The following is a 20,425-nucleotide window of genomic DNA, read 5'->3' on the forward strand; positions in this document are numbered from 1 at the left end:
CGCCCTGTGCGTGCTGGCCTGGGTGATCCCCGTATGCCAAGCTTTGCGCCGTCGCCAAGCTGCAGCCGGCCAGCGCGGCAAGACCGCGTTGCGTGCAACCCGCTGCCCCTGCCGGCAGCGGCACGTCGCGGCTTGTCGCACCGCCGCCTCGGCCGCCTCGGCCGCCGCGTCCACGCCCGCAAGGCCTGCGGCCGTCGCCTGCGGCACGGCCGCGCATGTTCCGCCCTCATCCGGAGATCGCCATGGACCCCGACCCGCATCCGCGTGGCGCCATCGCCACGCTCCCGCCTGCGCTGTCCTTTTCACGCTTGCCCGGTCCGTTCCCGGAGACGTCTGCCTGCCCACCGGGCTGAGACGCGCTTTCCGGTGGCGTGCCGGAAGGAGGTTCTCATGCTGCTGTACACGTCCCGTTTCCAACGCGCCCTGCACCGCGCCCTGCGCGCGGCGGTGGCCATGCGCCGCGCCGATATCCTGTGCCAGCTGCTCGCCACCCATGGCGTGCGCGCGTTCGCCAAAGTCCTGTCCCGCTTCCCCGGGCGCGTGCTGGCCGATGCGCTGTCGCTGCTGCCAAGCGAGGACCGCATTCGCGTGCTGGTGCGTCTGTCGCGGCCGGCGCGGCGGCGCCTGCGCCAGCCCGTTCCCGCCGTGACGCTGCTGCCGGGCTGGCGGCAGCGGACGCGGGGCTGGTGGTCGGCTTCGGCGGCGGCGCTGCGACGCGCGTTTGCCACGCATCTGCCGCATCATGTGCGGTCCCTGTCGCCCGACATCTCCGCAGGCATTGCGATGACCCATCCGCTCCGCCACCGGTCCACGCGCTGATGGAAGCGCTGCGCCTGTTCAATCTCGCCTCGTTGCTCGACACCCTGGTGAGCCTGTCCACCGCCTTCGCGCTGGGCGCGCTCATCGGCTTCGAGCGGCAGGTGCGGCAGCGTACCGCCGGCCTGCGCACCAATACCCTGGTCGCGGTCGGCGCGGCCATCTTCGTCTCGCTCGGCGACCGCCTGTTCGAGATCCATGGCGGCACCCAGGGCGCGGTGCAGGTGGTGGCCTACGTGGTCTCCGGCATCGGCTTCCTCGGTGCCGGCGCGATCATGAAGGAAGGCGCCAACGTCACCGGCCTGAACACCGCGGCCACGCTGTGGGGCTCGGGCGCGGTCGGCGCCTGCGCCGGCGCCGGGCTGGTCGCCGAGGCGGTGCTGGCGGCGGTGTTCGTGCTGCTCAGCAACACCTTGCTGCGCCCGGTGGTGAACCGGATCAACCGCCGGCCGCTGGAGGAATCCTCGATCGAGGCGACCTACGTGTTCTACGTGATCTGCGCGCGCGGGGTGCACGGCGAGGTGCGCGAGCGGCTGATCGAGCTGCTGGAAGCCGCCCACTACCCGGCGCGCGAAGTGGATCAGCATCCGTTCGGCCAGCACGACGTGGAGATCGCCGCGACGCTGTACGCGACCGCGGTGCGCGCCGAAGAGCTGGATACGGTGATCCAGCACCTGGAAGGCGAACCCGGTGTACAACAGGCGTTCTGGAACGCCGGGGCCGAAGGCTGATCGCTCGGCCCTGCGACCGCACTCGCCCACCGCCATGACGCCGATGACCCGCTGCTTCACTTCGCCCTCGCCGCATCGCCGCCTGCTCGCGCTGGCGGCGCTGCTGCTGGCGCTGGGCGCGATCTTCGCCGCCGATACGCTGACCGACTACGGGGTGGCCGCGGCATTGTTCTACACGGTGGTGATCCTGTTCGCGGTGCGGCTGCTCACCCGCGCCGGCATGCTGCTGCTGGCCGGCGCCTGCATCGCGCTGATCGTGCTCAGTTTCCAGCTCAGCTCGGCCGGCGCGTACCGGGTGGGGGTGATCAACTCGGTCATCAGCATCGTGGTGGTGGGCGTGACCACCTCCATCGCGGTGCAGATGGAACACGCCAAGGCCGCCGCGCATGCGGCGCAGGCGCAGCTGCTGCGGCTGGCGCGCGCGCGCAGCCTGGGCGGCCTGACCGCCTCGATCGCGCATGAGGTCAACCAGCCGCTGGCCGCCATCGTCACCAGCGGCAACGCCTGCCAGCGCTGGCTCGGCCAGCGGCCGCCGAACCTGGAGCGGGCGCAGGCGGCGCTACAGCGGATCCTCGACGACGCCAACCGCGCCAGCGAGGTAATCGCGCGGATCCGCAGCCTCAGCAAGGGCGAGACGCCGCGCAAGAGCGCGTTCGATCTCAATGCCGCCGTGCTGGAGGTGCTGGCCCTGTCGCGCAGCGAACTGGAGCGCAACGCCATCGCGCTGCGGGTGGAGCTGGCGCCGGCACTGCCGCCGGTGTTGGCCGACCGGGTGCAGACCCAGCAGGTGCTGGTCAACCTGGTGTTGAATGCGATGGAGGCGATGGCGCAGACGCCGGCCGCTGCGCGCACGATCCGCATCGGCACCGAACCGGAGGATGCGCGTTCGCTGCGGCTGACCGTCGAAGATGGCGGCGTGGGCCTGTCGGCCGAAGCGCAGGCGCACCTGTTCGATGCGTTCTGGACCACCAAGCCCGATGGCATCGGCATCGGCCTGAGCATCAGCCGCAGCATCGTCGAGGCCAGCGGCGGGCGCATCTGGGCCGCGCCGCGCAGCCCGTGCGGCGCGGTGTTCGGCGTGTGCCTGCCGATCGCAACGCCGGGAACACGCCAATGAATTTGCCGCTGTCCGAACAGCGCCCGGTGGTGTATCTGATCGACGACGATCCCTCGATCCGCGCCGCGCTGGAAGACCTGTTCGCCTCGGTGGACCTGCAGGTGCATGCCTTCGGCTCCAGCAGCGCCTTCCTGCAACACGCGCTGGCCGACGCGCCCAGCTGCATGGTGCTGGACATCCGCATGCCCGGGCAGAGCGGCATGGAATTCCACCGGCAGCTGCTGGAGGCCGGGCTGCACCTGCCGACGATCTTCATCACCGGCCACGGCGATATCGCGATGAGCGTGGAAGCGATGAAGAACGGCGCGATCGAATTCCTGACCAAGCCGTTCCGCGACCAGGACCTGCTCGACGCGATCCAGCACGGCATCGCCCGCGACCGCGAACGCCGCCAGCGCGAGGCCGTGCTGGCCGAGCTGCGCGGGCGCTGGGCGACACTGACCCCGGGCGAGCAGGCGGTGACCCGGCTGGTGGTGCAGGGCCTGCTCAACAAGCAGGTCGCCGCGCGACTGCAGCTCAGCGAGATCACGGTGAAGGTGCGGCGCGGCCAGGCGATGCGCAAGATGCAGGCCGGCTCGCTCGCCGAACTGGTACGGCTGGCCGAGCGGATCGGGCTGTAGCCGCCGCGGTGCGCCGCGCCCGCTGCCGCGGCGGCGCGCCCGGCGGCTCGGGCTGGCCAGGCATAGCTTTGCTGCACCGCATTGGGCCACACTCGCGGGCGTGTCCTGTCGCTCTCCGAGGCCCGCATGTCGTTCCTGTTCCGGCGCAAGTCGCTCGATCTGGTCACCGTCCACGAAGCCGGGCGCCGGCTGCTGCCCACACTAAGCTGGCCGCACCTGGTGGCGCTGGGCATCGGCGCGATCGTCGGCACCGGCATCTACACCCTGATCGGGGTCGGCGCCGACAAGGCCGGCCCGGCGGTGCTGCTGTCGTTCGCGGTGGCCGGGGCGATCTGCGCCTGCGCCGCGCTGGCCTACGCGGAGATGGCCACGCTGATGCCGGCCGCCGGCAGCGCCTACACCTACAGCTACATCGCGCTCGGCGAGAGCATCGCCTGGGTGGTGGGCTGGAGCCTGATCCTGGAGTACTCGCTGGTGGTCAGCACGGTGGCGGTGGGCTGGTCCGGCTATGCGGTCGGCTTCCTCAAAGGCCTGGGCGTGGACCTGCCGCTGTGGCTGACCGCCGGGCCGCATGTGCCGGGCGGCTTCGTCAACCTGCCGGCGGTGCTGATCACCTTCGTCGTCGCCGGCATGCTGATGCTCGGCACCCAGGCCAGCGCCACGGTCAATGCGGTGCTGGTGGCGCTGAAGATCGTCGCCCTGACGGTGTTCGTGGTGATCGCGCTGCCGCATTTCGACAGCGCGCGGATGGAGCCGTTCATGCCGTTCGGCTTCGCCAAGTCGATGGGCGCTGACGGCGTCGAACGCGGGGTGATGGCCGCCGCGGCGATCATCTTCTTCGCCTTCTACGGCTTCGACGCGATTTCCACCGCGGCCGAGGAAACCAAGAAGCCCGAGCGCGACCTGGCGATCGGCATCCTCGGCTCGATGGTCGGCTGCACGCTGATCTACGTGCTGGTGGCGCTGTCCGCGGTCGGCGCGATGCGCTACACCGTGTTCGGTCAGAGCGCCGAACCGCTGGCGCTGATCCTGCGCGAACTCGGCCATGGCAAGGCGGCGACGGTGATCGCCGCGGCCGCGGTGATCGCACTGCCGACGGTGCTGCTGGCGTTCCTGTACGGGCAGAGCCGGATCTTCTTCGTGATGTCGCGCGACGGGCTGCTGCCGCGCGGCCTGTCCAAGGTCAGCGCGCGCACGGGCACGCCGGTGGCGACCACGCTGTTCACTGCGCTGCTGGTGGCGGCGCTGGCCGGCGTGGCGCGGCTGGACGAGATCGCCGCACTGGCCAACGCCGGCACCCTGGCCGCGTTCATCGCGGTGGCCGCCTGCCTGCTGGTGCTGCGCGTGCGCGAGCCGCATCGGGTGCGCAAGTTCCGCACGCCGCTGGCCTGGGTGGTTGGGCCACTGGCGATCATTGGCTGCCTGTATCTGTTCTGGAGCCTGCCATACACCACGCAGCGGTGGTTCGCGCTGTGGAACGCGATCGGCGTGGTCGCCTACCTGCTCTACGGGCGCCGCCACAGCCTGCTGCAGAGCGGGGAACAGCGGCCGTGACCTGGTTGCGCAGTTCCCGCTCGACAACCGCGCGATGACCGAGCGCTTCCTCGACGGCCATCGGTTGACGTGCTGGACATGGGAGCTTGAAGCCGGGACCGGGGACCCGGAAGAGCGAAAAGCAGAAGGCCAACCCGCCGCCGCGCCACTTTTCCGAGTCCCGCGTCCCGAGCCCCGCGTCCCCGGTTACACCCCGCTTACCACCAGCGCATGCCTTCGAACGGGTTCCAACTGGTGCTGCCCTTCTTCACTTCCAGGTAGTAGGCGTAGTTGGCGATCATGCCGACCAGCACCGAATAGCCCACGCCCAGCCCGTTGACGACCATCTTGGGCAGGAAGAACGACAGCACGCCGATCAGCAGCGAGATGCCGATCAGCACGATCGCCTTGCGCCACAGGCCGAGGATGAAGAAATAGATCCAGCCGAAGAAGAACGCGAAAAAGTTCATGTTGATCTTCAGGCGGTCGCCGAACGACGGCAGTGCCTTGAACGCGGCCTTGAAGTCGGGCGAGGCCGGCCCGCCGTGGCGGTCGAAGAAATCGAAGCGGAACTGCCACTTCGGGCTGAGCGGCGCGCGCTCGGGGAGGTTCTGGGCACTCATGGGGAGGCAATTCCTTTTTGTAATCGGTTACATTGTAGCTGAACAGGCGCGCTATGCACCATATGCGGCCCAGCTTGGCACCAATGTGGTGCGCCCATCACGGCGGCCGAACGCCAGCTCGCACGCGGCGGGCATGCGCGGCTTGGGAGCCGCTCAGCGCCGCAGGCTGCGTCCGATCCTGATCGCCTCGGCCACGTTCCTGGCCGCCATCCGCAGGTTCGCCGCTGCCTCGGCCAATGCCTGCTCCAGGAGGCAGGCGCGTTGCACCGCACCGAAGATCGCGTCGATGCCGTGCGCGTGCAGCAGTTCGGCGCCGGCACCCAGGCCGCCGCCGATCGCCACCACCGGCTTGCCTTGGCGTCTGGCGATGCGGGCCACGCCGAGCGGGGTCTTGCCGTGCACGCTCTGGCCGTCGAGGCGGCCCTCGCCGGTGATCACCAGGTCGGCGTCGGCCACCAACGCATCCAGCCCCAGCGCTTCGGCGACGATGTCCGCGCCTGGGCGCAATTGCGCGCCCAGAAACGCGACCAGCGCAGCACCCAGACCGCCGCCGGCGCCGCCGCCACGCAACCCGGCAAGCGCGATCCCGAGGTCGCGTTCGATGACCTTGGCGTAGTGACACAGGGTGGCGTCGAGCCGGGCGACCAGAGCCGGCGTGGCGCCCTTCTGCGGCCCGAACACCGCAGAGGCGCCAGTCGGCCCGGTCAGTGGATTGTCGACATCGCAGGCGACCTCGACCGTGCACTCCTGTAGCCGCGGGTCCAGCGCGCTGGCATCGATCCGCGCCAGCGCCGCCAGCGCGCCGCCGCCCACGCCGACGTCCAGCGCACGGCCTTGCGCATCGAACAGGCGCACGCCCAGCGCCTGCGCCATGCCGGCGCCGCCATCGTTGCTGGCGCTGCCGCCGATGCCCACGATGAGGTGGCGTGCGCCGGCATCCAGCGCGGCCAGGATCAGCTCGCCGACGCCGTAGCTGGGGTGGCGGCGAGTGGATCGCGCTGCGCCGGCGGCAGCAGCGCCAGTCCGCTCGCCGCGGCCATCTCGACGATGCCGGTGCGGCCGCCGCCGGTGAGGCCGAAGAAGGCCGCGACCGGCGCACCCAGCGGCCCGGTCACCGTGCGGCCGACGATGCGCCCGCCACTGGCCGCGACCAGCACCGCGACCGTGCCCTCGCCGCCGTCGGCAACCGGCACCTTGAGGTAGTTCCACGCAGGGAACACGTCGCGAAAGCCCGCCTCGATCTGCGTGGCCGCCTCCAGCGCGGACAGGCTTTCCTTGAACGAATCCGGGGCGATGACGATCTTCATGGCGGCCTCGATGCTAGCCGATGCCGCAGCGTCGGCTCAGCGCGCGCAGCACTGCGCCGTTCGACGCGTTGGCTGGCGTCTGTTCGCCATCGCCCGGCGTCAGGCAGCGCGCCGCGCTGTCCATCTGATCAGCAGGCGCGATAGGCGCGCTGAACCGCGCGCCGGCGATGCCCTCAGGAAGCACCGGCACGCGCCTGCGTGGCGGCCCAGTCCTGCGCCTGCTGCATCACCCGCAACACGTTGCCGCCCCAGATGGCGGCGATCTGCTGCTCGCTATAGCCCTTGCGCAGCAACCAGGCGGTGATCTTGGGCAGGGCGCCGACGTCCTCCATGCCGACCACGCCGCCGCCGCCGTCCCAGTCCATGCCGATGCCCACGTGCTCGGGGCCGATCAGCGCCAGCACGTGTTGCAGGTGCGCGAAGAAGTCGTCGAGCGTCGCCTGGCGCACCGGATGATTGGCATCCAGCGCCTTCATGGCGTCGCCGAGCTTGGGCCCATCGGCCAGTGACAGATGCTCCCAGCCGCCGTATCCGTCGATCAGCGCCTGCTCGGCGGCCTTGCGCTCGGGACTGGCGCCGGTGTCGATCAGGTAACCGCCGTAGGAGTTCATCTGGATCACCCCGCCGTGCGCGGCCAATACCTTCAGCCGCGCATCGTCGATGTTGCGCGGATGCGCATGCACTGCGCGCGCGCCGCTGTGCGAGAGCAGGATCGGTACTGGCGACAGCGCGATCAACTGATCGAAGACCGCATCAGAGGCATGCGACTGGTCGATGACGATGCCAAGCTTCTGCGCCTGCTGCACCAGCGCCCGGCCGGCGGGACTCAAGCCCTGCCATTCCGGCCCCTTCGGGTCGGTGGCCGAATCGGCGAATTCGTTGTTGAGGAAATGCACCGTGCTCATCAGCCGCAAGCCTTGCGCGTGGTAGAAACGCAGCAGCGTGGGATCGGCGACCAGCGGGCTAGCGTTCTCCATGCTCAGGTACACCACGCGCTTGCCGGCGGCCTTGATCCGCACCGCATCGGCCGGCGTGGTGGCCATGCCGAACTGCGTTGGATAGGCCGCGAGCAGCGCGTGGATCGCCATCAGGCGCTGCAGCCCGGCATCGCGATCGTCCAGATGCGCCTGCGCGCTGCGCTCGCCCTGGCCGGTGTAGATCGCCCAGAAACCGCCGTCCAGCGCGCCGGCGAGCATGCGCGGATAGTCCACCTGCGCCAGGCGATTGCCGGCATGCGCGGCCATCATGTCGAAGTCGCCGCGCGCGAAATTGGCCGGCGTGTCCAGATGCGAATCCAGCGTCAGCAGGCGCTGCTGCAGTGCGGTGGCGCGCGCCAGTTCCGCTTTCGTGAGGTCGACAGCATGCGCCGGCAGCGCCACGGCCAGCGCCAACGCTACGGAAAGACCCAGGGCGTGCAGATTCATGCGCAGCAATCCTCAAAGAGGGCGGTGGTTCGATCATAGCCATGCCGCGCCTGCCGCGACCCGACACGACGGGTAGCTGCGCGCACCGGGGTAGCGCTCGCCGTCCGCGTCGATCGGTCCGGGCTGCTGCGGGCGATGCCGGTCAGCCAGACGCATGCGGCGTGCCTGCTGCGCCGGGCGCTGCAACACGGCTCCTGCCTGCACGGCTGGTCCCCACCGCAGAGCGCGTCATGCCGGCGCCGCAACAGGAGCCCGCCCCGCCCAGACCTCCCGCCCGGCCTTGCAATAGCACGCGATGAAGTCCTGCTGCGACGGCATCTGCGCCACCGCGCGGTCGATGGGCTGGCGGATCGCGTCGAGGAACTGCTGCAGCTGCTGGTCCGGCAGCGCGCGCGCCAGCGGGTGGTGCTGCGCCGGCACGATGCCCTGGCCGAGCAGCACGTGGATCCACGAATCCACCCGGAACAGTTCGTCGGCGCCTTGCCAGGCGTGCGCGCGCTCGTGCCAGGCGCGCAGCCGCTGCTGCAGCGAATCGGGCAGCGCCATCTCGCGGCAGGCCTGCCACATCGGTTCGTCGCGCTGGTTGGCGTGGTAGTGCAGGATGATGAAATCGCGCACGTGCTCCATCTCGGTGCAGCTGACCTCGTTGTAGAGGTCCACCATCGACGGCGCGATGCCGTCGGTCGGGAACAGCGTGAGCAGCCGCATCACCGCGGCGATGGTCAGGTGGATGCTGGTGGATTCCAGCGGTTCGATGAAGCCGCTGGCCAGGCCCAGCGCGACCACGTTCTTGTTCCAGGCCTTGCGCCGGCGGCCGGTGCGGAACGGCACCAGCCACGGCTCCTTGATCGGCGGCGCGGCGGCGTCGTGCAGCAGCTTGGCGCGTGCCTCGTCGTCGGACAGGTGCGCGCTGGAAAACACCAGCCCGCAGCCGACGCGGTGCTGCAGCGGAATATGCCAGCGCCAGCCGGCGGCGTGGGCGATGGCGCGGGTGTACGGCACCGGCGCCGCCACCGCTTCGGTCTGCACCGCCACCGCGCGATCGCACGGCAGCCACTGCTTCCAATCCTCGTAGCCGGTGTGCAGGGTCTGTTCGATCAGCAGGCCGCGGAAACCGGTGCAGTCGATGAACAGGTCGCCTTCGACCAGCGTACCGTCTTCCAGCAGCAGCGCTTCGACGCAGCCGCTCTCGGCGTGCTGCCGGACCTGCTGGATCTTGCCCTCCACGCGCTTGAGGCCGTGGCGCTCGGCGTGGCCGCGCAGCAGCCGCGCGTACAGCCCGGCATCGAGATGGTAGGCGTAGTTGACGGGCGGCGACTGCTGCAGCGCGAAGCGGTCCAGGCGCGAAGCCACCGTTTCCAGGCAGTAGTCGCCCAGCTCGGAGAGCATCCCGCGCCGCTGCGCCTCCAGCCAGAAATGGTGGAACGCGCAGACCAGCGTGCTCTGCCCGGTGAGGCCGAACGGGTGAATGTAGCGCTCGCCGGGCCGGCGCCAGTTCTCGAAAGAAATGGAGAGCTTGAAGGTGCCGGCCACGGCGCGCAGGAATTCCTGCTCGTCGATCTGCAGGAAACGGTGGAAGCTGCGGATCGGCGGTACCGTGGATTCGCCGACGCCGACCGTGCCGATCTGTTCGGATTCGATCAGGGTGATGTCCAGCAGGTCGCGGAACTGGTGCGCCAGCGCGCAGGCGGCGATCCAGCCCGCCGTGCCGCCGCCTGCGATCACCACCTTGCGTATCTGGGCCATTGCGTCGTCTCTCCTGCAGTCGTGAATGGCGCGTCAGCGGTTGAGCTTGGCCAGCAGCATCGCGCGCAGCTGCCGCGCCTGCGTGTCGTCGATCGGTCCGAGCAGGTGCCGCGCCGGCGCCGGCAGGTGCGCGCCGGCGCGCTCGGCCGGGCCGAACACGTAGTAGTCGAAGATGGCCCGCCACGCCGCCTTCTCCGCCTCGGGCCGGTCGCGGATCGCCCACAGCGCGTGGTACAGCGCCTGCATCGGCGCCGGCAGGTACGCCGGGGCGCTGCTCCACCAGTAGTTGACCAGCACGTTGAACGGCTCCAGCCCTTGCACGTGGTGCCACCACAGGCCGGGCAGGAACAGCGCATCGCCGGGTTCCAGCAACGCGCTGCGGCCGTGCGCCAGCGCATCGCCAAAGCGCGGGTAGCGCGCGACATCCGGCGCGGCGAAATCCACCACGCTGATCGCCTGCCCGCCCGGCGTCGGGTCCAGCGGACCGGGGTAAAGATTGCCGATCTGCTCTGGCGGGAACACGGTGAAGCGGCGCCGGCCGACCGCGCAGCAGGCCAGGTTGTTCGGCGCGTCGTAATGGCAGGACGCGGTGATGCGGTTGCCGATCCAGATGCTGGGCCGCGCGGGAATGCCATGCGCGGCGAAGTCCACGTCGTTGCCGTCGCGGAACCCCGGCAGGCTGTCGTCCACCGGCTGCGAGGCCAGGTAGTAGGCCGGCGGCCGCGGGTCGTCCAGGTGCGCGGCGATGGCGTCCAGCAGGCCATGCAGATCGCCGCGCCGCACCTCGAAGTTCAACGCGGTGAAATCGTCGTTGTAGAACGGACGGCCGGCGATCTCCGGCGCGCCGTAGGAGTATTGCAGCGGGCGGCCGTTGCTGTGGCCGCGCAGCAGGTCCATCGCCGCACTGGTGCCGTGCGAGCCGGCCTGGACCAGCGCCCAGTCGCGCACCAGGCCACGCAATACCACCGGCTCGCCGGCGGCGAGCAGGTCGGCCAGCGGCAACGCGCCGGCCTGGCAATCGCTGCGCTCGGCCATCGGCGCCAGCGCCGCCACGCCGCTCAGGCCGCCTGCCCGGAGGCGACCGCGTCCACGCCGGCGTGCTGCAGGCGGCGCTGTTTCTCGGCCATCAGCCGGCGCAGGTTATGCAGCGAGGCCAGCAGCAGGTAGGCGCCTTCCAGATAACCGGCGTGGTGCAGCCCGTGCAGCGACGGCGCATCCAGCGCCGCCAGCCGCTCGCGGTCGATGGCGTACAGCCCGGCCAGATGCACGTTGTGCGCCTGCCCGAGCTGCACGTCGATGCGCAGCGGCTGGATCAGGCCCAGCGCATCGAACGCGGCGAACATGGCATTGCCGCCTTCCACGCCATCGCGGATGCCGCGCAACACGGTGATGATGTGCTCAAGATACGGGCTGTGTCCGCCCTGTGGCAGGAACACCCGCTCGCCTTCGCTGAAGCTGACCCGCGGGTGATCCAGATCGACGTGGATCACCGGCTCGCGGCGCAGCACGCCGTCCTCGTGCTGTTCCTGGAAGCCGATCAGGAACGGCCCCTTGGCGACGATGCCCGGCAGGTACGCCGCATTCCAGCGCGCGTCCTGCAGGAACAGGTTCTCCTGCTGTTCGAAGCCCAGCAGCGCCACCGACTGGAAGCCGCCGTCCGCGTCCTTGCGCAGCAGGATCGGATACTCGCGCTGCAACTCGGCGTACTCGGTCGGGAACGCCGGCACCACGCCGGTGGCGTCGCCGAATGCCGGGCCGAAGCGCAGGATCACCCGCAGGTCCTGGTGAGCGACGTTGTTGAGCAATTCGTAGCGGGCCATCTGGACTCCAGCGGGTCGGTGGCGGAACGGGATGGGCGCCGCGCCACGCGACCATTGCAGCAAAGCGCCGCGCCTGCAAGACGCACTGCGGCGCGGGCGCCGTTGCCGCACGGGGCCATCGCCGCGCGTGGCCTGCCGGACTCAGAAGTTGTAGCGCACGCCCAGCGTGTAGCGCGGACTCTGGTCAATCACCTTGATCACCTGCTTCTCCGAGCGCCCGTGCCAGCGCACGTCCTCGCTGGTGAGGTTGATCGCCTCGAAGCCTACGGACAGGTTGTCGGTGATGGCGTAGCTGACGCTCAGGTCCAGCTGCTGGTACGGCTCGACGTAGTACGGGTTGCGGCTGGACCCGTTCTGGTTGGCCGCGATCAGGTATTGGTCGCGCCAGTTCCAGGCCAGGCGCGCGCTCCAGCCGTACTTCTCGTACATCAGCATGACATTGGCGGTGTCGCTGAGACCGAGCAGCGCGAACTGGTCGCGGTCCAGCACCGTGTTGTCGAAGCCGACGTCGCCCTTGACGAGGGTGTAGTTGGCGTACACGCCGAGGCCGGTATCGCCCAGGAAGTACTGACCGCCCAGTTCCCAACCGTGAATCTTGGCCTTGTTCTGGTTGATCGGGCGCGACACGTCGAACTGGTACAGCGGATCGTTCGCCGCGCCGACCAGGTCGTAGGCGTTTTCCAGCGCCAGGGTCTGCGCCGAGCTGCCGTTGTAGGCGCCCAGCCCGCCGGTGGCCGCGGCGTTGCGCAGCAGCGCCATCGCCGAGAACAGGGAGGTGTCGTTGGCCGAGCATGCCCCCGCCACGTCGTTGCCGGCGGCACCGACCTGCGCCGCGCAAGCCCCGCTCTGCAGGAACGCCAGCGCCGTCTGCGCGTCCGGTCCGGAGGTGGGATCGGTCAGCCCGTACAGGTTTTCGCGGGTGACGCTGGTGCCGATGAAGTTGGACACACGCTTGTCCCAGAACGTCAGCGAGACATAGCTGGCGTCGGCGAAGTACCACTCCAGCGCCAGGTCCAGGTTGTTCGATTCCAGCGGATCCAGGCTCGGGTTCTCCGCAGCGCCGGACGCGCGCGTGGACGGGTTGATCAGGATCGAGCCGGTCGGCGTGCCCGGATTCGGTCCGGCGATCAGGTTGGTGTACGGCGCCCGCGCGATGCTCTGCCCGAACGAGGCCCGGCCTTTCAGCGTGTCGGTGAGGTTGATGCTGAAATCCAGGTTCGGCAGCACATGGCTGTAGCTGTGCTTTTCGCTGAACGGTTGCAGTTCGGCGGAGCGCAACAACAGGAAATCGTTGTTGGCCTGCCACTCCAGCGCGGTCGGGGTCGACACCTGCGAGGTGGAGACCACGTCGGTCTTCTCGTAGCGCACGCCGATGCGGGTATTGGTGGTCATGCCGCCGAGCTCGCCGTCGAACTCCAGCTGCATGTAGGCGGCGCGCGTCTTCTCCTGAACCTGGTTGTCGGAGCTGAACTGCGGGTTGTAGCGCGTGGTCGCGCCGTAGGTACTGCCGCCCCACAGCGCCAGCTGGTCGGCATTGCCGCGCCAGGCGCCCGGCGCGGCGCCGGAAGCGTTGAAGTCGTTGAACATGCCGGTGATGCCGACCGGCTGCAGCAGATCGATCATGCCCGGCTCGTTGCCGGCATTGGCCACGCTCCAGTCGCCCAGCGGCGAATTGGTGTCGCTGATGCGCCGGTGCATGGTGGTCTTGGCACTGTCCACGCCGAACTGGAAGCGGCCGTTGTCGAAGTCGAACTGGCCATCGACGCGCCCTTCCTTCACCTCCGTCACCTGGCTCTGGTAATAGATGCGCAGCACCTGCGAGCCGATTTCGGCCGGGGAGAAATTCTGGTTGCGCAGGCCGTTGGTGCCGGCGACCGAATCGGCCGCGGTCGGGTACCAGGTACGCGCGCCGATCGGCAGGCTGTTGTTGAAGAACAGTTCCTGCGCCCACTGGCCGCCGCACTGGGTGCCGCCGGTGCAATTGTTGGTGCCGGCATAGCTGAAATAAGTGGCGCTGCCGCCGGTGACCGGATCGTTGGGCAGGCTCTGGGTCTTGGAGTTGTGCGCGTCGAAGGTCAGGCGCAGGCGGTCGGTGGCCTGCCAGTCGGCATTGAAGCCGAGCGAGCCAAGCTTGTACTTCTGCATGTTGCGCTGCTGCTCCATGCCGAAGTCCTTGGCGCCGTTGGGCACGTCGCGCAGGTACACCGGCGTGGCCACCGCCTGCCCGGTGTCGAACACCAGGTCGGTGAAGCTGTTGGCGCGCTGCAGCCAGATGCCCTGCTCGCCGCGGTCCTCGCGGATCTCGTTGCTGGAGTAGGTATAGTCCAGGGTCAGGGTCAGGCTGTCGGTGGGCGCGAACTGCACCACCGCCTGGCCGTTGAGCCGCTCGCGTTCGAAGTCGGCGAAAGCGTAGCGCAGGTCGTTGGGCATGCCGTAGAGCTGGCCGATCGCCGGCGCGTTCTGCACGTTGGCGTCCGGGCGCAGCGCCGGATCGGTCCCGGTCCAGCGCTGGATGTTCCAGCCGTTCTCGGTCGCCTGCACCGACCCGCCGCGGCGCTTCTGGTAGCTGCCGCTCAGGCCGATGCCCCAGGTCTTGTCCGGGTTGGTGTAGCTGAAGATGCCGGACACTTCCGGCGTGAGCTTGTTGTCGAACGGCTGCGAGTCGTCGTACGCGGCCTTGGCGCCGGCGCTGGCGACCAGGCCTTTGTGGTTGAACGGGCGGTCGGTGAGGATGTTGATGGTGGCGCCGATGCCACCGCTGGGCGCATTGGCGCGGCTGGTCTTGTACACCTCCAGGCCGGTGATCGCCTCGGAGGCGAGCTGGGCGAAGTTGAACGCGCGAGTGCCGCCGTCGACGCCGCCGATCGGCACCGCGCCCGGCGCGCCGAACGCATCGGCGCCGGGGATCACCCGGCCGTTGAGGGTGACCGCGTTGAACTGCGGGCCGAAGCCGCGTGCGGTGACCTGCGCGCCTTCGCCGTCGCGGCGCTCGATCGAGATGCCGGTGATGCGCTGCAGCGACTCGGCCAGGTTGGTGTCGGGAAACTTGCCGATGTCCTCGGCGCTGATCGCATCGACCACGCCGGCATTGTCGCGCTTGATCCCCATCGACTGGTTGAGGCTGTTGCGGATGCCGGTGACGCTGACCGTGTCCAGCGTTTTGGCGTCGGCGGAGGATTGCTGCTGGCGGGTCTGGGCCTGGGTTTGCGCCTGGGTCGGCGGCACCTGCTGGGCGAACGCCGGATTGATCACCAGCACTCCACCGACGAAGGTGAACATGGCCTTGGAGCGGAACTTCTTCAACTGCTGACGCATCAGAATGTCCTCGGTGCTGGAGTCGGACGGACAACGCCGTCTGCGGCGTGCGACGCGGCGCATGCCGACGTCGAAGCGGTCCCTGGTGGGTGACATGCATCGCTGCATGTCTGCATGTGATCCCTACGTCTCGATCGATGGATGGATCGCGCCTTCCCCCGAAGGGCGCCGGGCACCATCGCATGCCCGTTTCCAAACCGGACGCTGACCAAGCCGACCGCTATAGCGAATGCCGATACTCGAACCCGAATCGAAATGCGTGCGGCGCTGCCGCCGCGGTGCGTGAGGCGAAGGCCGCAGATCCCGGCGCATGGCCGAGAGTGATAGCGCTATCACCCAACGCCGCAAACCTAATCCCGTGTGCCAAGGTTTGTCACCATGCGGCGCAACAAAGCTACGTGGTGCTGACAGCTGGTGGGATGCAAACCACGATGTAATCGTTATCAGCGTCGGCGTTGCGCAAATGGCGCGCTCGGCGATGGACGCGCCGTTGCCGCTGCGCACCTCGCCGCGCGCTGCAGGCAAGTGCATGCAGCGCGGCGCGTTGCCGGGCGCAACCGCGTGAGGCGTGCGCTGCCTTGCGATACGCGCAGGGATATGAATGCGCGGCCGACCGGGTACACGGGACTGTGCAGAGAGGTACAGACGCCGGTCGGCGCCAGCACTGGCGGCGCGTCAGCAGGCCGCGCGGCGTGTGCGTGGCAACACGATCGCGCCGCGCGCGGCGAACGCCGGCGCGGCGCGCCGGCTCAGTTCAGCACGCGGCAGAACACCGCTTTCAGATAGCGCGATTCCTGCACGTGGGCCATGAACGGGTGGTCGGCACCGGCGCCGGCCACTTTCAGGATCTGGATGCTGCGGCCGGAGAAATACGCGGCGCGGCGCAGCATGTCCAGGAACTCGTGCTCGGCGACCAGGCCGGTGCAGGAGAACGTGGCGAACAGGCCGCCGGGCGCGACCACGCCCAATGCCAGCTTGTTCATGTCCAGGTATTTCTTCAGCGCCGGGATCACCTGGTCGCGGTCGCGGGTCATCTTGGCCGGGTCCAGGATCACCACGTCGTAGCGGTCGCCGCGCGCGGCGGCATCGCGCAGGTACGGGAAGATGTCGGCCTGCACCAGCTTGAGCCGCACGTCGTTGAGCTTGGCATTGCCCTTGGCGATCTCGATCACGTCCTCGTCGATGTCCACCCCGACCACCTCCTCGGCGCCGCGCACCTTGGCGTAGACGGCGAAGCCGCCGGTGTTGCAGCACAGGTCGAGCACGCGCTTGCCGGCCACCTGCTGGCTCAGCCACTGCCGGTTCTCGCGCTGGTCGGCGAAGAAGCCGGTCTTGTGCGCGCCGGCCGGATCGGCGCGGAAGCGCACGCCGTATTCGCTGATGATCGCCGGCTCCGGGCGCTCGCCGCTGCTGGACACCGGGCGGTAGTCGAAGCTCTCCTGCTTCTGCACGTGCTCCTCGGCGAAGCTGTAGAAACGCGCGCCGGGGAACTGGGTGCGCAGCGCGGCGTAGATCCACTCGCGGTAGCGGAACATGCCGGCGCTGAAGAACTCCACCACCAGCAGGTCGCCGTAGCGGTCCACCACCAGCCCGGACAGGCCGTCGCCTTCGGCATGCACCACGCGCCACGCATCGGACACCGCGTCCAGCTTGAGCACGTCACGGCGCAACGACGTCGCCTCGGCGATCTTGTGCCCGAACCAGGCTTCGTCCACCGCGACCTGCGGATCGCTCTCGAGGATGCGCACGGCGATGCGCGAATGGCCGTTGTAGAAGCCGCGGCCGATCCACTCGCCGTCCACGCCGACCACATCGACGAGCGTGCCCGGCTTGGGCTTGACGGCGGGTTTTTCGACCAGTTTCTGGAAGATCCACGGGTGGCTGGAGCGCCAGGCGTTCTTGAGGCGGACTACGGGCAGGGGGGTATTCATGAAGGCCATTGTATCCGCACGGATTGACGCCACTGCCGCCAGCCGCAAGAATGGGCGCAGAAGGGGAGTAGCTCCCAGCGTTGTCGCCGTCAATTCGAGCCCGCAGGCTCCGGTGCAACGGCAGCCGGACCATCGGCTGCGAGCGAGACCTTCGCCGCAGTGGCGAAGGCATTCCCTGGAACGAACCCCATCGTTTCCGTCCAGAACGCCTCGCCGCCGCGGCCCGAGGTTCAACCTTCACTGACGGGAATTCCCCATGCAAACGATAGGCAACGTGTGGTTGTGGAGCGGTTTTGCGATCGTGGTGATCGCGGCGCTGCTGGCGGATCTGGTGCTGATGCGCCACGGCGGTCCGCACAAGGTCAGTTTCAAGGAAGCGCTGTGGTGGAGCCTGGGCTGGATCGGGCTGGCGCTGGCCTTCAACGCCGGCCTGTGGTGGTACCTGCGCGAGACCATCGACGTGGCCACCGGCAACCAGTACGGGCTGGAGTTCCTGACCGGCTACCTAGTGGAGAAGTCGCTGGCGGTCGACAACATCTTCGTGTTCCTGATGATCATGAGCTACTTCGCGGTGCCGGAGGAGCAGCGCCAGCGCGTGCTGGTGATCGGCGTGCTCGGCGCGATCGTGCTGCGCGCGATCATGATCTTCGCCGGCTCGGTGCTGCTGACCAGGTTCCACTGGCTGCTGTACGTGTTCGGCGCGTTCCTGCTGCTGACCGGCATCAAGATGTGGTTCTCGGCGGGCAAGGAACCGGACCTGGAAGCCAACCCGGTGCTGCGCTTCATGCGCAAGCACCTGCGCCTGACCCCGCAGTACCACGGCAACGCGCTGAGCGTGACCCAGGAAGGCAAGCGCTGGTACACCCCGTTGTTCGCGGTGCTGATGCTGATCGCCATCACCGACGTGATCTTCGCGGTGGACAGCATCCCGGCGATCTTCGCGATCACCACCGACCCGTTCCTGGTGCTGACCTCCAACGTGTTCGCGGTGCTGGGCCTGCGCGCGATGTTCTTCCTGCTGGCGGGCATGGCCGACCGCTTCCACCTGCTGCCGTACGGGCTGGCGATCGTGCTGGTGTTCATCGGCACCAAGATGCTGATCATCGACCTGTACAAGATCCCGGTGCTGGTGTCGCTGCTGGCGGTGGCGCTGATCATCGGCGCGACGGTGGCGCTGAGCCTGCTGCGCCCGGCCAAGCCGGCGCACTGAGGCACGGGGACGGGGACGACCACGGCCGCGGGATTGTCCCGCGGCCGCGCCCAGTCCCTCCCATCGGCAGCGCCTTGCCCTGGGCGCCGGCCGTCGCCATCCAGGGAACATGGACACCTCTTCGCTCCCCTCGCCCACGCCTGCCGACGCTGCGCAGGCGCAGGACCGCTTCGACCGGACACGGCTGCTGCGCGCCTTCAACGCCAGCCTGGCGCTGGTCGCGCTGCTGGTGGCGGTGTTCGCCAGCCAGGGCCTGTTCGACTGGCGGCCCTGGTCGGTGGGACCGCAGCACGCCGGCGGCCTGCTCGGCGTGCTGACCGCGCCGCTGCTGCACGGTTCGCTGCAACACCTGGCCGCCAACGTCGGCGCGCTGCTGATCCTGGGCACGCTGGCCGGCAGCGTGTATCCGCGCGCCACCCTGGCCGCGCTGCCGCTGCTGTGGCTGGGTTCGGGCCTGGGCGCGTGGCTGCTGAGCGAACCCGGCAGCCACCATCTGGGCGCCAGCGGCCTCACCCACGGCCTGCTGTTCCTGGTGTTCGTGCTCGGCCTGCTGCGCCGCGACCGCGCCGCGATCGCCGCCAGCATGATCGCCTTCCTGTTCTACGGCGGCATGCTGGTGTCGGTGCTGCCGCACGAGGCCGGCGTGTCCTGGCAATCGCACCTGGGCGGCGCGCTGGGCGGCGCGGTCGCGGCCCTGCTGCTGCGCCACCGCGACCCGCTGCCGCCGCGCAAGCGCTACAGCTGGGAAGACGAGGACAAACAGGCGCTGGCGCCGGTGGACGAAGTGCTGGAACCGCCGTCGCCGGCGCAGGTACCGGTGCTGTGGCAACCGCCGTCGGTGCCGCGCGGGGTGGTGCTGCGCTTCCCGCCGCGGCCGGAGCGCGACCAGGGTTGAGGCTGGCGCCACAGGCCGGCGTTTGCGTCGCGCTGCAGCGCGCGCCGCTGGCGATCGGCATGCCCGATTGTGGCCCCGCAGGGCCTGGCTGGCGCGTCGCAACGCAGGTGTTCGGGATGGTGTGGGAGCGACTTCAGTCGCGACGGGCGTTCCCAGTCACACCTGTCGGGACGGATCGCCCCGGGCCACCCAGGGCCGCTCCAACTGGTGAGGTTGCCCGCGAAAAGAAGCAGCGCTCCAGGCTACTCCTTCGTGAGACCGCACGCCGCTACGCCGGCGCTCCTGCCGCGCCGCAGCGCCGGCCATATACTGGCCGCCCCGTCGTCGCCTGCCCGAGACCAGATGTCCGCGTTCCCCGCCTTGCGTTTCCGTCGTGCCGCGCTGCTCCTGCTGACGGCCGCGCTCGTCGCGTGCAGCACGCCGGCGACCCACACCCCGCCCGCACCGGCACCGGCGACGGCCGCAGCGGCGGCGGGCAAGGCGAGCGGCTATCTGGCGCCTGCCGCGATCCCGGCCAGCCTGCAGCTGCTGCCGCCGCCACCAGCCGAGGGTTCGCCTGGGCAGGCGCTGGACCTGGCGGTCAACCGCGAGGCGCTGGCGCTGCGCGGCAGCGCGCGCTGGCAGCAGGCCACGCGCGATGCCGATCTGAGCTTCCCGGCCGGCGCCGGTCATTTCGCCTGCGCACTGGGCGTGGCCATCGATGCGCAGCGCACCCCGCACCTGTACGCCTTGCTGGAACGCAGCCGCATCGACGCCAGCGCCGCGACCAAGGCCGCCAAGAACCACTACCGGCGGCCGCGGCCGTTCATGCTCAACCAGCAGCCCAGCTGCACCCCGCAGGACGAGGAGCAGCTGCGCCACAACGGCTCCTACCCGTCCGGGCACAGTGCCATCGGCTGGACCTGGGCGCTGATCCTGAGCGAGATCGCACCCGACCACGCCGATGCCTTGATCCTCCGTGGCCGCAGCTACAGCGAAAGCCGGCTGGTGTGCAACGTGCACTGGCACAGCGACGTGCTGGCCGGCCGCCTGATGGGCGCAGCCACCGTGGCGCGGCTGCATGCCGACCCGACGTTCCGCGCCGACCTGGACGCGGCACGCGGCGAGATCGCCCGCGCGCAGGCGCAGGGCGCCATGCCGGGCGAGGACTGCGCGGCGCAGGCGCAGACGCTGCAGGTACGGCCAGCCAGCGCGCTGTAGGCGCCGCCTGGCCGCTGCCGGCGCGCTGCGCGGCCGCGGCCAGGGGCGGGCGAACGTCACCGTCGTCGTGCTGTGCAGTGACGCGCCATCGGGCCGCAACCGCGCGCCGGGTCGCGCCGCGTTCCGCGCCAGGCTGA

The 20,425-nt window shown here is 69.5% G+C and carries 16 protein-coding genes and 1 pseudogene; 9 read left to right on the top strand and 8 right to left on the bottom strand.

From position 1 onward, the window contains the following. The first annotated feature begins 390 nt into the window (after nt 1-390). From ISN38_RS09655 to ISN38_RS09675, 5 genes are all read left to right on the top strand, one after another. Nucleotides 391-819, top strand: coding sequence for a hypothetical protein (locus ISN38_RS09655; RefSeq protein ID WP_004425491.1), 429 nt, complete (start codon nt 391-393; stop codon nt 817-819). Then, the gene (locus ISN38_RS09660; protein ID WP_004425493.1) at nt 819-1,547 is read left to right on the top strand and encodes an MgtC/SapB family protein; all 729 of its coding nucleotides are present in this window, start codon (nt 819-821) and stop codon (nt 1,545-1,547) included. Before ISN38_RS09655 ends, ISN38_RS09660 begins: the two co-directional genes overlap by 1 nt. Nucleotides 1,548-1,590: 43 nt before the next feature. Then, entirely contained in the window at nt 1,591-2,664 is a 1,074-nt protein-coding gene (locus ISN38_RS09665) for a sensor histidine kinase (RefSeq protein ID WP_004425494.1), read from the top strand. 8 nt (nt 2,665-2,672) lie between these two features. Beyond that, entirely contained in the window at nt 2,673-3,284 is a 612-nt protein-coding gene (locus tag ISN38_RS09670; RefSeq protein ID WP_038236746.1) for a response regulator transcription factor, read from the top strand. Nucleotides 3,285-3,410: 126 nt separating this feature from the next. Continuing rightward, nucleotides 3,411-4,838 carry an amino acid permease gene (locus tag ISN38_RS09675; protein ID WP_058361261.1) on the top strand — a complete coding sequence of 476 codons (1,428 nt, stop codon included), beginning with the start codon at nt 3,411-3,413 and terminating at the stop codon, nt 4,836-4,838. A 197-nt stretch (nt 4,839-5,035) separates the two neighbouring features. On the opposite strand, the gene ISN38_RS09680 is transcribed toward ISN38_RS09675, so the two are convergent. The 7 genes and pseudogenes from ISN38_RS09680 to ISN38_RS09710 all read right to left on the bottom strand — a co-directional run bounded on the left by ISN38_RS09680 (nt 5,036) and on the right by ISN38_RS09710 (nt 15,052). After that, nucleotides 5,036-5,440 (bottom strand): DUF2628 domain-containing protein, encoded by a 405-nt coding sequence (locus ISN38_RS09680; RefSeq protein ID WP_047324370.1) that lies wholly within the window; start codon nt 5,438-5,440, stop codon nt 5,036-5,038. A gap of 153 nt (nt 5,441-5,593) precedes the next feature. Then, nucleotides 5,594-6,747: pseudogene (locus ISN38_RS09685) on the bottom strand (glycerate kinase). Nucleotides 6,748-6,920: 173 nt separating this feature from the next. Beyond that, entirely contained in the window at nt 6,921-8,171 is a 1,251-nt protein-coding gene (locus ISN38_RS09690) for a dipeptidase (RefSeq protein ID WP_004425502.1), read from the bottom strand. A gap of 228 nt (nt 8,172-8,399) precedes the next feature. Next, the gene (locus tag ISN38_RS09695; protein ID WP_004425503.1) at nt 8,400-9,917 is read right to left on the bottom strand and encodes a tryptophan halogenase family protein; all 1,518 of its coding nucleotides are present in this window, start codon (nt 9,915-9,917) and stop codon (nt 8,400-8,402) included. A gap of 33 nt (nt 9,918-9,950) precedes the next feature. Beyond that, nucleotides 9,951-10,952 carry a cupin-like domain-containing protein gene (locus tag ISN38_RS09700; RefSeq protein WP_038236749.1) on the bottom strand — a complete coding sequence of 334 codons (1,002 nt, stop codon included), beginning with the start codon at nt 10,950-10,952 and terminating at the stop codon, nt 9,951-9,953. 23 nt (nt 10,953-10,975) lie between these two features. After that, nucleotides 10,976-11,737, bottom strand: a complete 762-nt coding sequence (locus tag ISN38_RS09705; protein ID WP_004425505.1) for a SapC family protein — start codon at nt 11,735-11,737, stop codon at nt 10,976-10,978. Nucleotides 11,738-11,878: 141 nt separating this feature from the next. Continuing rightward, nucleotides 11,879-15,052, bottom strand: coding sequence for a TonB-dependent receptor (locus tag ISN38_RS09710; protein WP_058361259.1), 3,174 nt, complete (start codon nt 15,050-15,052; stop codon nt 11,879-11,881). Between the two features lie 310 nt (nt 15,053-15,362). On the opposite strand from ISN38_RS09710, the gene ISN38_RS09715 reads away from it, so the two are divergent. Further along, nucleotides 15,363-15,617 (top strand): hypothetical protein, encoded by a 255-nt coding sequence (locus ISN38_RS09715; RefSeq protein ID WP_139115889.1) that lies wholly within the window; start codon nt 15,363-15,365, stop codon nt 15,615-15,617. A 184-nt stretch (nt 15,618-15,801) separates the two neighbouring features. Here the strand turns inward: ISN38_RS09715 and ISN38_RS09720 are convergent, their stop codons facing one another. Further along, on the bottom strand, nt 15,802-16,983 hold the full coding sequence (locus tag ISN38_RS09720; protein ID WP_004425507.1) for a class I SAM-dependent rRNA methyltransferase: 1,182 nt from the start codon (nt 16,981-16,983) through the stop codon (nt 15,802-15,804). A gap of 256 nt (nt 16,984-17,239) precedes the next feature. Here ISN38_RS09720 and ISN38_RS09725 point away from each other — a divergent pair, with 256 nt between their 5' ends. The 3 genes from ISN38_RS09725 (at nt 17,240) to ISN38_RS09735 (ending at nt 20,288) form a co-directional block, all read left to right on the top strand. After that, nucleotides 17,240-18,193, top strand: a complete 954-nt coding sequence (locus ISN38_RS09725; protein ID WP_004425508.1) for a TerC family protein — start codon at nt 17,240-17,242, stop codon at nt 18,191-18,193. A gap of 109 nt (nt 18,194-18,302) precedes the next feature. After that, nucleotides 18,303-19,088 (top strand): rhomboid family intramembrane serine protease, encoded by a 786-nt coding sequence (locus ISN38_RS09730; RefSeq protein ID WP_206711771.1) that lies wholly within the window; start codon nt 18,303-18,305, stop codon nt 19,086-19,088. Between the two features lie 342 nt (nt 19,089-19,430). Then, complete coding sequence (locus tag ISN38_RS09735; RefSeq protein ID WP_004425510.1) at nt 19,431-20,288, top strand: acid phosphatase; 858 nt, start codon at nt 19,431-19,433, stop codon at nt 20,286-20,288. Nucleotides 20,289-20,425: the final 137 nt, after the last annotated feature.

Source organism: Xanthomonas translucens pv. undulosa (assembly GCF_017301775.1).
Taxonomy (GTDB): Bacteria; Pseudomonadota; Gammaproteobacteria; order Xanthomonadales; family Xanthomonadaceae; genus Xanthomonas_A; species Xanthomonas_A translucens.

Coding starts and splice junctions, on each gene's coding strand:
- ISN38_RS09705 (WP_004425505.1), bottom strand. CDS start 11,737: ATGGCCCGCTACGAATTGCTCAACAACGTCGCTCACCAGGACCTGCGG.
- ISN38_RS09710 (WP_058361259.1), bottom strand. CDS start 15,052: ATGCGTCAGCAGTTGAAGAAGTTCCGCTCCAAGGCCATGTTCACCTTC.
- ISN38_RS09680 (WP_047324370.1), bottom strand. CDS start 5,440: ATGAGTGCCCAGAACCTCCCCGAGCGCGCGCCGCTCAGCCCGAAGTGG.
- ISN38_RS09735 (WP_004425510.1), top strand. CDS start 19,431: ATGTCCGCGTTCCCCGCCTTGCGTTTCCGTCGTGCCGCGCTGCTCCTG.
- ISN38_RS09695 (WP_004425503.1), bottom strand. CDS start 9,917: ATGGCCCAGATACGCAAGGTGGTGATCGCAGGCGGCGGCACGGCGGGC.
- ISN38_RS09700 (WP_038236749.1), bottom strand. CDS start 10,952: ATGGCCGAGCGCAGCGATTGCCAGGCCGGCGCGTTGCCGCTGGCCGAC.
- ISN38_RS09690 (WP_004425502.1), bottom strand. CDS start 8,171: ATGAATCTGCACGCCCTGGGTCTTTCCGTAGCGTTGGCGCTGGCCGTG.
- ISN38_RS09655 (WP_004425491.1), top strand. CDS start 391: ATGCTGCTGTACACGTCCCGTTTCCAACGCGCCCTGCACCGCGCCCTG.
- ISN38_RS09730 (WP_206711771.1), top strand. CDS start 18,303: ATGGACACCTCTTCGCTCCCCTCGCCCACGCCTGCCGACGCTGCGCAG.
- ISN38_RS09675 (WP_058361261.1), top strand. CDS start 3,411: ATGTCGTTCCTGTTCCGGCGCAAGTCGCTCGATCTGGTCACCGTCCAC.
- ISN38_RS09725 (WP_004425508.1), top strand. CDS start 17,240: ATGCAAACGATAGGCAACGTGTGGTTGTGGAGCGGTTTTGCGATCGTG.
- ISN38_RS09715 (WP_139115889.1), top strand. CDS start 15,363: ATGGCCGAGAGTGATAGCGCTATCACCCAACGCCGCAAACCTAATCCC.
- ISN38_RS09665 (WP_004425494.1), top strand. CDS start 1,591: ATGACCCGCTGCTTCACTTCGCCCTCGCCGCATCGCCGCCTGCTCGCG.
- ISN38_RS09720 (WP_004425507.1), bottom strand. CDS start 16,983: ATGAATACCCCCCTGCCCGTAGTCCGCCTCAAGAACGCCTGGCGCTCC.
- ISN38_RS09660 (WP_004425493.1), top strand. CDS start 819: ATGGAAGCGCTGCGCCTGTTCAATCTCGCCTCGTTGCTCGACACCCTG.